Origin of the sequence: Bacillus cereus group sp. N8 (assembly GCF_016483685.1) — a bacterium.
Classification (GTDB): Bacteria; Bacillota; Bacilli; order Bacillales; family Bacillaceae_G; genus Bacillus_A; species Bacillus_A proteolyticus.
Map to the genome: position 1 here is coordinate 327,968 of NZ_JAEHBK010000003.1, position 13,167 is coordinate 341,134.

Consider the following 13,167-nt stretch of genomic DNA (forward strand, 5'->3'; position numbering starts at 1 on the left):
AACACGCAATTAGCGTGTTTCTTCTCTCTTATCCCGCATTTGTATATTTTCTATTCTTCAAAGCGGGCGTAATAATATGTTTCAATGAACGATGTAACCTTGTCACAAGAATTGCTGCTATAATCGCTTTTATGCAATCACCTGGTAAAAATACAACACTCACTTTCATCGTTTCCCATACGGAAATATCCATTACGAAAGCTTGTACAATGATACCAAATACATAAACTACGAAAATACCACCAATTATATTAATGCATAATACTTTTATAATAGAAACTTCACGTAAACGTTCAATTAAATAACCAATTACAAATGCTCCTGCAATATAACCAAGTAAATATCCTGCACTTGGCCCAACAAATACGCCAGGCCCCCCGCGTCCACCTGCAAGTAGTGGTGCTCCAACTCCTACAATAAGTAAGAAAATAAGCTGACTTAGTGCACCTAGACGTGATCCTAGCAATCCACCTGCAAGCATGACTCCAAGCGATTGCAATGTAATAGGAACAGGTGTAATAGAAAGAGCAATCGGAGGTATTAACCCTAACACTCCCATAATAGAACTAAATAAAGCGACGAAAACTAAGTTTTTTGTATTCATATTTGCTTCTCCTATTTGTAAACTTAAAATCCATTTCAGATAACATATTATAGGGGTTATATTATCTTTCTATTCACCTTTTGTCAACTTTATTTTATTTTAAGTTAACAAATATAAGTTCAATTATTTCTCTTTATGCAAATGCTCAAGTTCTTTCCGAAGCGCCTGTTTTAAAAACTTCCCAACAGATGTTTTCGGAATTTCCTCCATAAATACAATATCGTCTGGTAACCACCACTTCGCAAACTGTGGTTTTAAAAATTCATATAGTTCTTCTTTTGTAACAGTACTATTTTTCTTTTGTACAACACAGGCAACTGGACGCTCTTGCCACTGCGGGTGTGGGATTGCAACGACAGCCGCTTCAAATATAGCGTCATGTGCCATTAGAGCATTTTCAAGGTCAACTGAGGAAATCCATTCTCCCCCGCTTTTAATAACATCCTTCGTACGATCAACAATCTTTACGCACCCTTCCTCGTCAACCGTAACGACATCTCCTGTATATAACCACCCATCTCGAAAACCTTCGACAGTACGATCATCGTTATAATAGCTTGCAGCGATCCATGGCGCTCGTAAACATAGTTCTCCCATCTCCGTACCGTCCCACTTCACTTCCCCATTTGTACCGACTACTTTCATCTCTACACCAGGGACAAGATATCCTTGTTTCGATCTTATCTCAAGTTGTTCTTCATACGCCAAATCTGTTTCATAGCTTTTTAGACGTGCAAGCGTTACGAGTGGACTTGTTTCAGTCATTCCATATGCATGTACGAAAGGAACATTATATTTTTGCTCAAACGCTTTAATAACACTTTTCGGTGCAGCTGCGCCTCCGCATAGTAATCTCGTTATACTAGATAAATCGAAACTATTATTTTCTAACTCTTGTAAAACACCAAGCCAAATTGTCGGCACACCTGCAGCTATCGTTACTTTTTCAGTTTGAATCATTTCTAATAAAATTTTCGGCGTAAACATCGGTCCCGGAAGAACTTGTTTTGCCCCAAACCAAGTAGCCGCAAAAGGAAGTCCCCAAGCGTTCACATGAAACATTGGCACAATAGCCATTGCTGCATCACTTTCCGATAAAGCCGTCGTATCCGCTAATCCGAGTGCCATACAGTGCAACACTGTACTGCGATGTGTATAAACAACACCTTTTGGATTCCCTGTAGTCGCTGACGTATAACACATACCAGCAGGTGTGTTTTCATCAATATCTTTAGCAAACTGGAAATCCGGGTCGCCTTCTTCTAAAAGTTTCTCATAATGATATACAGGTTGAAGTGTAGTTTTTGGGAGTTCCTCTTTATCAGTCATAATAATATATGCTTGTACAGTCGATAATTCAGACTGAATATTCTCAATGAGTGGTACAAGATCTTCATCAATAAGTAAAATACGATCTTCTGCATGTTGAATAATGTATGAAATATGTTGAGGAGATAAACGAATATTAATTGTGTGTAAAACAGAAGCAATACCTGGAATAGCAAAATATGCCTCCACATGTCGATGATGATTCCACGCTAACGTTCCTATGCGCTCGCCTTCTTTAATTCCGAGCTTTTTTAACGCACTTGAAAGTCTTCTTGTCCTTTCCCCTAGCTGCTTATACGTTAATGTCGTAACTGTATCATGTGTCCGTGAAATGATTTCTTTCTTTGGGAATAGTTTTTCTGCCCTTTCCATCATAGAACTAATTGTTAGAGGTACATTCATCATCATATTGTTTACATCCTCCCTTTAAAGCCTTTTCATTTCGTTCATTATAACAGACTTCTACAAATAATTACGACATTTTTCTGTATTTTCTGAATTATTTCTTTGGAAATAATTCTAATAAATAAGAACCATGTTTTGAATACATACGATACAAAACATGGTTCTCTCCTATTTAAAAACTATCTACCTTTTTCCTTACTTTCTTTTTTAATTTGAAAATGAAACGATTACTGTACTCTTCATTTTCAACTAAAATTTTATACGTTTCTAACACTCCTAAAACGCGAACGAAAAGATAGAAACCTATAGCAATAAGAACAACACAGTAGGGATAATATTGTACTAACTCTCCTGAAGTGATATGCTTTTTCTCAAACAAAAATGGTATTGCACCCGCTGCTATGAAACAAAGTCCAACAATTACTACTACAGCATATTTCTTTTTAATAGTCGCATATCTTTTTGTCAATTCTTTTAAAAAGTTTGGATCAAATAGTAGTTCTTCCTTTTTCAATACATTGTATCGACTCTCTTCTATCGTTACAGGTACCATAATCGCTCCAATTCCAAGGACAGCAATAATAATGATAAGGAATGTAGACATTGTTGGATCTTCTTTAAATAATAAATACGGTATTGTAGATAAAATAAGCAAACTAAACCCTAATGCGATATATTTAGAAATTTTTTGCCCATATACTATATACCCTTCTGCCATTTCCTTACTTACATAATAACCATGTTCCTTTTCATTACTTTGCTCAGCAGTTTCTTTTAATAAGTAATCAAGCGATACTTCAAATACATTTCCAATCATTATTAGCTTTTCAGTTTCTGGAAAACCTTGACCGTTTTCCCATTTACTAACCGCTTGCCTTGTCGTGTTTAATTTCTCAGCTAATGCTTCTTGAGAAAGGTCTTTTTCCTTTCTTAATTTAAAAAGTTTCTCACCAAATCCCATATGTGTGTCCCCCCTTGTTTTCTTAACTAAATTGTATGTAAACATTGCCCCTATCTCTATCTTCCTGCGGTTGCACTTTGTCAACTTACGGTTGCGATTATGTTATATGGCGGTTTTGTATACGTTTTAGCTGTTTTTCTTCTATGATTATGGCGTTAATAAAACAACCCCTCTCAATAACCAATTATAACAATTAAAGGTAATTATTGTATAAAAAAACCCAAAAAACTCCTTTATTCATTTAAAGGAGTTTTCGTTATGAACCATTCTAAGATGACTACTTTTTCTTCTATATATTTTTCTGTGTCATGTAATGAATGATGAGCATCTCATACAGTATATGTTTTTATCTCTTTTTTTAAGGCGTACTCATATATATGTAAAATTTCACTTTTATTAAATTAACTTAATGTAATATGTTTCGTATACGACATTTTATATTACCACTTCTCAACAATCATAACGGCTTCTGCTTAAACTTTTCATAATTCCGCACCTTTAATGAAAGGATATTCCCGCAATCTGTACAAATATAAGCATCTACTGGTGAAGATGTGAACATCGTCTCCTTTTTCCGTATTTGTGCATAACCGATAAACTCACCTTCTCCTATGTTTTGAGAACCGCAATGAGAGCATGTCTGCACGTCTTTCTGTTTCATGAGAGCACCACCTTTAATCTGTTTCCACTCCCTTCGACAGTTAACTTCCATTTCCCTTCCAAAAAACCTCTTATTCTCTTACATTTCAACAGGAATCTCAGAACGAAAATCGTATATGTACTATGAACTATATTAATTGACGGAGGAATCTTATGAGTACTATTATGACATTCAATGCAGCACAAGAAATTGAAAACGCAGAAATAGATATGCTTTCTTCTAGATTAAAGGCATTACAAGCGATGTCAGAAAATCCAATGCAAGTACAATTGAAAAAGTTTGGGAGTGCTACTGCCTTTTCATCAAAAATAATCGCTGGTCCTACTTTTAACACAGTAAAGGGCATTGCATTTACAAATACAGACGAGATAGATGAAATCATCTCTTATTATCAATCACTACAAATCCCTTGCCGTTTTGAAATTACACCGGCTCAAGGCACAACTGAACTATTTCAATACTTATCTCAAAAAGACTTTTACCAATCTAGCTTCCATACCGCTTTATATAGTATACCGGGACAAGATTTTTCGCTCCCCCCTTCTAACATTTCAGTACGCAAACTGAAAGAAAATGAGTTTCATACTTTTGCAGACATTTATGTTCAGGGCTTTAACATGCCTTCATTTACAAAAGATGGCGTTCGTCGAAATAATGAAATTCTTTACAATCAGCCTGGGTGGCATTTTTTCATAGCCGAAGTTCAAAACACTCCAGCTAGTATAGGGGTACTCTACATAAATAAAGGTGTCGCCTCACTAGCTGCTTCTGCTACTTTACCAGAATTTCAACGTAAAGGTTGTCATACTGCATTAATTCAAAAACGGATTGAGACCGCTGTTGAATCCAATTGCAATTTAATAGTTGGACAAGCTCGCTTTGGTAGCGGCAGTCAAAATAATATGGAACGTGCCCATATGAAAATCGCTTATACGAAATCGATATGGACTGCAAAAGACATGTAATTAACATTCTTTCTATTACAACCTTATACATTTTATCCCACTATTCGTCGGGCTGCCCGTAAAAGCCCGATTGGTGAGGGCTGATAATCAGTGGAGGATGAACAAAACCCCCACTGATTAAATTTTCACTTTATGACAATTCCTTTTCTATCCCATCAATCATTTGAATATTCAAACAAGATTTGTTACGCTATTACTAGATACATCATTCAACTTGCAATATGAAAAGAGAATTCTACTCAAACTACAAGGAGGAGAAATGTATGACTAAACATGATTATGGTTTAAAAGAAAAAGTAGAAGGTGCCATTGATAAGGTAAAAGGCGAAGTAAAAGAAGTTGTTGGGAAAGTAACTGACAATAAAAAATTACAAGCCGAAGGAAAATGGGATAAAGTAAAAGGTAATGCAAAAGATACTGTCGGTAATATAAAAGAGAAAATACATGAATATAAAGAAAACAAATAAAAAAGAGCCATCTGGCTCTTTTTTATTTACCCTCATTCTTCTCTAACACATATAAATCTTCTTCAATATTCGTTAATTTCTCACTTACAAGTTTTCTTGCATCTCCAATTGCTTGATTGTATGCAAATGGTCCTACTAACTTTATCATTTCTTCTATTAAACGTTCTGCTTGGAAACGTCCAATCTCATCTAAATCTTCTTCAACGAAAAATTGCTGAATTTGTGCTACAAGCTCTTCTTTTTTATCATTTGGTATTTTTATGTTCATCATCATTCGTTACTCCTCTATATTTAAGATAATACTTTTCTTAACTCTACCATAGAAAAGCGATTTCCTGGACAAGTTTTTGTAACCCCTTCTAACTCCCTATGGCCGAGTATATTTCCTTTCTCTATGGCAAACTGCTTCATAAACATTTTACATAAAGAATATAATGAATTCATTTGCGGGGTAGTAGGATCATATTTATCAAAATTTCCCGTCATACATATTCCAATTGTGTCACTATTATTATCTTTCGCATGTGCTCCAATATGTAAACCTCGCCCTTCGACTACAGTTCCATCTTCTTCAATAAAATAATTGTAACCAATACCGCTCCATCCTCGTACTTTTTGATGAAATTCATGGGTTTTATACACATCCCATCCATCTTCTGACGTATGGTGGATAATAAGCTTATTTACTTTTTCTAAAGGAACTAACTCATCTTGAAATGTTAAATTTGCACATTTAATTTCCATATGAACGTCCTCCTCTTAAAAATCAATCATAATAACTGTTTTATCATCTGGTCTTATTCTATTTTCCCCTTCTAACTCTTCAATGATTGCTACATATTCTTTTATACTATTCTTTCTTATATATGCTACAGTTTGTTCTAACGACCACTCTGGGTGGAACAATCCATCTGAACAAATAAAGATCCCACTTACGTCAGCTACATGTAATTCTCCATGTTGTAAATAGGTCATCGCTTCCTTCATACCATTTGCGACTGAATAGCCATTTGGCATATTTGCAAGATAACGATTGTATTTCAACTGTTCCCGAACCTCCTGAAAAATTTGTTCTTCCGGGACTGGTAAACCTTTTTTTCGATCCTCTTCTCTCTTCTTTTTTGCACGTTTACTAATTCCTTGAACTGTATCTTTCGTTAATACTTGCATCGTTCCATTTTGAAGGATTGCGACAATCATACAATCACCTAGCTGTGCATATTCCAGTTTTTCGTCAACTATTCGAACTGCCGCAACACATGTACACCACAAATGATCTTTTTTTCTCGTATCAACCTTATAGTCTAGCATCTTGTTCTGTAATAACGCATTCGCTTTTGCCACTTCAACTTTTAAACTATTAATCTCCCGTAATGAAGTAAAATGACTTACAAATAAATGCGAAGCGATGTATGCTCCATTATGTCCCTTTTCATCACGAAACGGGACAAGCGGTGTTGCGCCATCACATACACCGTACATCATGTTATGCTCATTACAAAAAAATGAATCCTCACATTCTTGTTTTAAAGGGCTTTTCTGTTGATACGTCATTATCTCCATTTTTGTATCCCCTTCCACTTTTAAAAAATCAAACTTTTTAGACTACTCCGATTTCCCGAAATAAACTGTTTTTACCCAAAACTTTCAATTTCATATATAATCTTGAAATAATATGATTATTTAGTGAAGGACGGGAAAGAGATGGTCAGATTTCTTGGTGTTATTTTTGGTTCTATTATTATTGCAATTGCCTTTAATCTTTTCCTTATCCCCCATAAAATTTTAAGTAGTGGAATTGGCGGAATTGCTATTGTTTTAGGAATTGCAACCCCTGTGAACACAGGTATTATTAACTTTGTATTGAACTTACCTATCCTCATTTTAGGATACATAGGTCTTGGAAAAAAAGTAATTTTTAACACAGTTGTCTCTGTAATTGTATTATCTGTTGCACTATATTATATTCCTGTAAAAGTCGTGGCAACAGACCCACTTTTATCATCTGTATTTGGCGGTGTCATCGCCGGAGCTGGTATTGGTCTTGTCTTTAACTGCCATGGTTCAACTGGTGGATTTGATATTATCGGTATGTTGTTATCTCGTAAGCGAGATATTAAACTTGGTGGATTCCTTATTGCATTAAATACTGTTGTTGTTGTCATTGCAGGATTTTTCTTCACTTGGGATGTTGCCCTTACAAGCTTACTTTCAATTTATGTAACTGGTAAAGTAATTGATGCCGTTCATACGAAGCATCGTAAAGTTACACTTATGATTGTAACAAATCAAGCAGAAGAAATGAAAAAAAAGCTTCTTTCAACTGTAGTACGCGGAATTACATTACTGGATGGTGAAGGTGCTTATTCAAACGAGAAAAAACGTGTACTTATGACAGTCGTTTCTCGTGAAGAGTTAGCAAGTATGAAACTAACGATTTCCGAAATTGATCCTCATGCATTCGTTAATATTACGGAGACTGTTGAAGTATTAGGATTGTTTAGAAAAGCGTAAAAAACTAGGTGGACCTCCACCTAGTTTTTATTTTCCATAAATTCAATTCGATTTCCAAACGGATCTGACACGTAAAATCTAATCACATCTGGTCGTGCATTATCATCTATTATTTCAACACCTTGCTTTATTAACTCTTGTTTAAATTCATTAATTTTCAAAACATAAAAAGCTGGATGCGCTTTTTTAGCTGGATTAAAGTTTTGCTCAACTCCGATATGAATCTCTTGATTTCCACACTTAAACCAACACCCACCACGCTTCTTTAATTCCTCTGGTTTGGGGATTTCCTCCATACCAATTTTATTACCATAAAATTCTCGTGCTTCTTCTTCACATCCTACGGGCGCGGCTACTTGTACATGATCAATTCCTTGAATATAATTTTTCATATTCCTTCCCCCTCTTCTATTCTAATGTTATAACGAAAATACATTCATGTAACTTAGAAAAAATTAATAAAGCAATATAAGATTCTCTTATTATCACCTTTTTTTACCTTACACTAAAAATAAAAAAGAAAATTTATTATATAATTTCCATTTTTTATAGAAATACACATTGCACCTATATTATAGTTAGTACTAGATTAATCTTTTTAGATGCTAGTTGTACGGAGGAAATATTATGAGTCGTAAAAAATATTCATCTACTCAAAAAAAGCGTCATCCGAACGTATCTGGACGCTTGCGAAACCATATACAAAATCGTTCTTTAGCAGAAATGTATGCATCTCTTTTTGAACATAATCCTGATAGTATTATTTCATTGAATTTAGAAGGAGTTATTTTACATATTAACCCCGCTGCTGAAAGAATATTGGGTTATACTTCTAGCGAATTAGAGCGAAAAATAATCACTTCTATTTTAGAAGCACATATTTTTGATCAAGTACTACAATACATAAAAAATACTGCAGCTGACAATCAAAAAGAGTATATCGTCTCTATTTATCATAAAGACGGATATTCACTAGATGTCGTAACAAAATTAGTTCCTATTTTTGTTGAAAACCGTTTAACAGGTGTATACGCCATTATGAAACCCCTTGAAAAATCAGAAAGAATTGAGAAAACATTACAAGAGAGTGAGAAACGATTACGCACATTAATGAATTCAATGCCTGCGTTTGTTATTTTTAAGGATCATGAAGGGCGCTGGCTTGAAGCGAATGACTATGCACTTTCTTGTTTCAATTTCCATAACGTTCCTTATCATGGAAAAAGAGATAATGAACTCATTCAATATAACGAAGCGTATCGGGAAGCTTTTTTGCATTGTGAAGAAGTTGATGAACTAACATGGCAAAAAGGACAAATTCTTCACGGAGAGGAATTTATTATACATAGAGATGATTTCGACCTAATTTTAAGTATTTCAAAGGTCCCACTCTTCCACCCTGATGGCTCACGCAAAGGTCTTATAGTGATGGGAAGGGACGTTACCGAACTAAAAGAAACTGAAAAGTTATTACGAAAATCCGAAAAGCTTGCAGTAGTAGGACAACTGACAGCTGGAATTGCCCATGAAATTAGAAACCCACTCACTTCATTAAAAGGATTTTTAACATTATTGCATCCAGAAATAAATGAGGAAAATAAATGGTATGTGGACGTTATGTTGAGTGAAATTTCACAAATGGAATCTATAACAAGCCAATTTATGGCGATGTCTAAACCACAAGTGTTATCTATTCATACATGCAACGTACAGGCATTAATTGAAGAAGTTGTAACTTTTATTTTACCAACAGCAATTATGCATAGCGTTCATATCATCATGGATCATTTCGATTATATTTCTGACATTCAATGTGACAGTAATCAATTAAAACAAGTTTTTATTAACATATTAAAAAACGCAATCGAGGCGATGCCCGATGGTGGTAACATATTCATTCAAACAGCTTCGTTAGAAAATGATTTTGTTTCAATACGCATTATTGATGAAGGTTGTGGGATTCCTGAAGAGCGCATGGCTCGTCTTGGCGAACCTTTTTATAGCTTGAAAGAAAAAGGAACTGGCCTCGGCTTAATGATGTGCTATAAAATCATTCAAGAGCATCACGGTAAATTATTCATTTCCAGTGAATTAAACATAGGAACAACTGTCGATATCCAATTACCGATTGCTACAGCCCAGCCTGTAACAAACTCTTAACTATGCTACATTAATATAGTAAAAGACATCTGTTATAAGTAGTTGGGTTATTGTGGAAAACATCTACACTAATACGTTAAAAAGCTCAAAGTCCCTATATGACTCTGAGCTTTATTTTTGTATACGATTTATTTTATTAAATCCACTCTTTTCCATGTTTACGAATAAACTGAATATCATTTTCATAATGTTCAAGATGCCCTTCATCTATCATCTTTTGGAAGTTCATATCGCCTTCTAGTGCTTTTCTTTTCATGTATTTACATAATCCCTCTAATCGTAGCAATACCATCTCCAGATAATCTTCTTCCATACCCCCACCGTAAGATTCAAAAAATAATTTAACCCTTTGCTTTATACGATCCGCATGCTGTAATGAACTATAATAAACTGCCTCACCTGTTTCTTTATAATAAACTCTACTTAATGGGACACAAGTGTAAAGAGTATAGGCTATGTCCCAAAGTCTTGGTCCAGGACCAGCAACATCAAAATCAATAATACCTACTGGTTTTTCGTTATTAAAAATAATGTTGTATATTGCAAAATCATTATGGCATACAACCTCTATTTTATTTGGAGTATTATCCATCGGTTTCCAATCATCTGATAACGGGAAATCACTCACAGCATCATGATAAAGACGGAGCATCTTCGCTATTTCTTTTAAAACATCATTAGACCACATGTACTCTTTTAAAGGATAATTACCGGCTTTCCCTTCAATAAATGATAATATCTCTCTATCTTTATCATCAATACCTAAAAACTTTGGTGCATAACTAAAACCTTTGTTTTCCAAATGTTTTAATAGCTTATGAATTTTCGTACTGCCTTTCTTTAATTCTCGTCGAACAGTATCTTCCGAACGATATACGTTTGAAACATTCCCTCCCGTTAGCATTTCTTCATTTTCGTAGTTTGCCATCTAATAGTTTCCCCCTCATTATTAGAAAAATCCACACTCCTGCTCATTAACAAACAGGAACCCCTTTACTTTTCTTTATATTTTAACATAGTTTTCCTATTCTCTTTTAATCCCTTAAATTACAACAAAAAACGGGTATAAAATCATAAAGATTTTATACCCGTTTTAGTCTATCATTTATGCCTGTGAAACCATTTTTTCATACCATTCTGTTGCCTTCTCTACTTCACCAATCGTTAATTGATGCCCTCTATTTTCCCAATGCATTGTTACATTAGCATTTGCGTTTTCTAATAGCATCTTCAATTCCTCTGACTCAGAAGGTGAACAAATTGGATCATTTGTTCCAGCAGCAATAAACACCGCTTTCTCTACTAAATTAGGAAGTTCTATCCCTCTTCTTGGGACCATTGGATGATGAAGAATAGCACCTTTTAATGCATTTTCATAATGGAATAATAAACTCGCTGCAATATTTGCTCCATTTGAATACCCAACAGCTACGATATTATCTCTATCAAATTCATATGTTTTTGCTGCTTCATTTAAAAATTCATTTAATTCCTTAGTACGGAAAACAAGATCCTCTTCATCAAAAATACCTTCTGCTAATCGGCGGAAGAAACGAGGCATACCATTTTCTAATACATTTCCACGAACACTTAATACAGAAGCTTTTGGATCAATTCTTTCTGCAAGCGGTAATAGATCTAACTCATTACCACCTGTACCATGAAGTAATAACAATACTGGCTTTGACGTATCTTTTCCTTTTTGAAAAACATGTTTCATCATAATTCTTTTCCCCTTCCAATCACTTTAGTCTAAATTTCTCACTTCAAATGGTAAAAGTGTTTGTTCAATCTGTTTTCTATGTGTTTCATATCGCTCCGGTAACTTTAAATCCTCACCCATCGTCTCTAAAGATTCGTCATGGGCAAAACCAGGAGGGTCTGTTGCAATTTCAAATAAAATTTCCCCGTGTTCTCTAAAATAAATCGCATTAAAATAATTTCGATCTTGCACAGGAGTTACACCGTACCCAAAGCGAGATACATGTTCTCTCCAATCTAGTTGATCAGCATCGTCGCTCGCTCTCCAAGCAATATGATGAACTGTACCAACGCCCATCTGACCGCGTCCGATTGTTGATAATTTTAAATCAATAATATTTCCAATATCAGCAGAAGAACGGAATCGAACAAATTCACCCTCTTCTCCAATTTTCTCAAGACCCATAACATGCTCTAATAATTCAGCTGTTTTTTGAGGTTGTGCAGATAAAAGAACAGCTCCGCCAAATCCTTTAATTGCTACTTCTGGTGTGACTTCTCCAAAATTCCAATTATTTAATTCGCCCTCTTCTCTTTCAACTAATTCTATATGCAAACCGTGTGGATCATCAAATTCTATATACTGTTCTCCAAATCGAATCATCTTTGTATACGAAACATCAAATTTTTCTAATCTATTTTCCCAAAACTCCATTGCACCTTTTGGCACAACATAAGAAGTAATTCCTACTTGACCGTCTCCAATAATTCCTTGGCGAGCACCTGCCCATGGGAAAAATGTAATAATTGTTCCAGGTTTTCCTCCTTCATTACCAAAATAAAGATGGTACGTACCTGGATCATCAAAATTCACTGTTTGTTTCACTAAACGTAACCCTAATACACCAGCATAAAAGTCTACGTTTTCTTGTGGATGTCCTACAATTGCTGTAATATGATGGATTCCCATTGTTTTCTTTTCCATTTCTTCCACTCCTTTTTTATTTCATTACAAAAAACGTTTATTCGCTAAATTTCATTATTCATTTTGTCCATATGATAAAGTTCAATCCGCAATACTATCTTTTTCAAAATTGAGGTATTTCTCTAAAGAACTAACACATTTCATTCAGCTCAGAAATTATCTCGAATTCGAGATAATTTACAAAAAAATTACAGTTCTTACAATATGCTTAGTTTAACATTATTTAAAATAATTTTTTATTGTTTTAACTACCCTTAAAATTTATCTTGAATTCGAGATTTATTATAATCTAATTAGTTTTTATTGTCAATGAGTATATCGTTTCACTTTTTCATCAAAAGCAATATTCTGATAACTAATACCCATACTACTATAATCAAAAAAGCCATACAAATGTATGACTTTTACCAATATT

15 protein-coding genes are annotated in these 13,167 nt (G+C 34.5%); 4 read left to right on the top strand and 11 right to left on the bottom strand.

Going from position 1 to position 13,167, the window contains the following annotated elements:
• Positions 1–28 precede the first annotated feature (28 nt).
• The 4 genes from JDS80_RS08035 to JDS80_RS08050 all read right to left on the bottom strand — a co-directional run bounded on the left by JDS80_RS08035 (position 29) and on the right by JDS80_RS08050 (position 3,960).
• On the bottom strand, positions 29–604 hold the full coding sequence (locus JDS80_RS08035; protein WP_071747683.1) for a biotin transporter BioY: 576 nt from the start codon (positions 602–604) through the stop codon (positions 29–31).
• A 123-nt stretch (positions 605–727) separates the two neighbouring features.
• Complete coding sequence (locus JDS80_RS08040; RefSeq protein ID WP_071747684.1) at positions 728–2,341, bottom strand: long-chain fatty acid--CoA ligase; 1,614 nt, start codon at positions 2,339–2,341, stop codon at positions 728–730.
• A gap of 169 nt (positions 2,342–2,510) precedes the next feature.
• The gene (locus JDS80_RS08045) at positions 2,511–3,299 is read right to left on the bottom strand and encodes a helix-turn-helix domain-containing protein (RefSeq protein ID WP_346011352.1); all 789 of its coding nucleotides are present in this window, start codon (positions 3,297–3,299) and stop codon (positions 2,511–2,513) included.
• A gap of 457 nt (positions 3,300–3,756) precedes the next feature.
• Positions 3,757–3,960, bottom strand: a complete 204-nt coding sequence (locus JDS80_RS08050; RefSeq protein WP_012261408.1) for a hypothetical protein — start codon at positions 3,958–3,960, stop codon at positions 3,757–3,759.
• Between the two features lie 152 nt (positions 3,961–4,112).
• Between JDS80_RS08050 and JDS80_RS08055 the strand changes: the two genes are divergently transcribed.
• Both JDS80_RS08055 and JDS80_RS08060 read left to right on the top strand, forming a co-directional pair.
• Positions 4,113–4,925 carry a GNAT family N-acetyltransferase gene (locus JDS80_RS08055; protein ID WP_071747686.1) on the top strand — a complete coding sequence of 271 codons (813 nt, stop codon included), beginning with the start codon at positions 4,113–4,115 and terminating at the stop codon, positions 4,923–4,925.
• A 263-nt stretch (positions 4,926–5,188) separates the two neighbouring features.
• Complete coding sequence (locus JDS80_RS08060; RefSeq protein ID WP_071747687.1) at positions 5,189–5,392, top strand: CsbD family protein; 204 nt, start codon at positions 5,189–5,191, stop codon at positions 5,390–5,392.
• Between the two features lie 22 nt (positions 5,393–5,414).
• On the opposite strand, the gene JDS80_RS08065 is transcribed toward JDS80_RS08060, so the two are convergent.
• The 3 genes from JDS80_RS08065 to JDS80_RS08075 are packed head-to-tail and all read right to left on the bottom strand — an operon-like array spanning position 5,415 to position 6,955.
• Positions 5,415–5,666 (bottom strand): DUF2164 domain-containing protein, encoded by a 252-nt coding sequence (locus tag JDS80_RS08065; protein ID WP_002066602.1) that lies wholly within the window; start codon positions 5,664–5,666, stop codon positions 5,415–5,417.
• 17 nt (positions 5,667–5,683) lie between these two features.
• Positions 5,684–6,136, bottom strand: coding sequence for a peptidoglycan recognition protein family protein (locus tag JDS80_RS08070; RefSeq protein ID WP_071747688.1), 453 nt, complete (start codon positions 6,134–6,136; stop codon positions 5,684–5,686).
• Positions 6,137–6,151: 15 nt separating this feature from the next.
• Positions 6,152–6,955, bottom strand: a complete 804-nt coding sequence (locus JDS80_RS08075; protein WP_199637957.1) for a protein phosphatase 2C domain-containing protein — start codon at positions 6,953–6,955, stop codon at positions 6,152–6,154.
• Between the two features lie 141 nt (positions 6,956–7,096).
• Here JDS80_RS08075 and JDS80_RS08080 point away from each other — a divergent pair, with 141 nt between their 5' ends.
• Positions 7,097–7,906, top strand: coding sequence for a YitT family protein (locus JDS80_RS08080; protein WP_071747690.1), 810 nt, complete (start codon positions 7,097–7,099; stop codon positions 7,904–7,906).
• Positions 7,907–7,926: 20 nt separating this feature from the next.
• Here JDS80_RS08080 and JDS80_RS08085 read toward each other — a convergent pair whose 3' ends face one another.
• Positions 7,927–8,298, bottom strand: coding sequence for a VOC family protein (locus tag JDS80_RS08085; RefSeq protein ID WP_071747691.1), 372 nt, complete (start codon positions 8,296–8,298; stop codon positions 7,927–7,929).
• Positions 8,299–8,533: 235 nt separating this feature from the next.
• Here JDS80_RS08085 and JDS80_RS08090 point away from each other — a divergent pair, with 235 nt between their 5' ends.
• Positions 8,534–10,066: a BA3702 family sensor histidine kinase gene (locus JDS80_RS08090; protein ID WP_071770764.1), complete on the top strand. Its 1,533-nt coding sequence runs from the start codon at positions 8,534–8,536 to the stop codon at positions 10,064–10,066.
• Between the two features lie 136 nt (positions 10,067–10,202).
• Here JDS80_RS08090 and JDS80_RS08095 read toward each other — a convergent pair whose 3' ends face one another.
• The 3 genes from JDS80_RS08095 to JDS80_RS08105 form a co-directional block, all read right to left on the bottom strand.
• Positions 10,203–10,994, bottom strand: coding sequence for a phosphotransferase (locus JDS80_RS08095; RefSeq protein WP_098889900.1), 792 nt, complete (start codon positions 10,992–10,994; stop codon positions 10,203–10,205).
• Positions 10,995–11,171: 177 nt separating this feature from the next.
• Positions 11,172–11,786: an alpha/beta hydrolase gene (locus JDS80_RS08100; RefSeq protein ID WP_116733507.1), complete on the bottom strand. Its 615-nt coding sequence runs from the start codon at positions 11,784–11,786 to the stop codon at positions 11,172–11,174.
• A 27-nt stretch (positions 11,787–11,813) separates the two neighbouring features.
• Positions 11,814–12,752, bottom strand: coding sequence for a ring-cleaving dioxygenase (locus tag JDS80_RS08105; RefSeq protein ID WP_199637959.1), 939 nt, complete (start codon positions 12,750–12,752; stop codon positions 11,814–11,816).
• Positions 12,753–13,167: the final 415 nt, after the last annotated feature.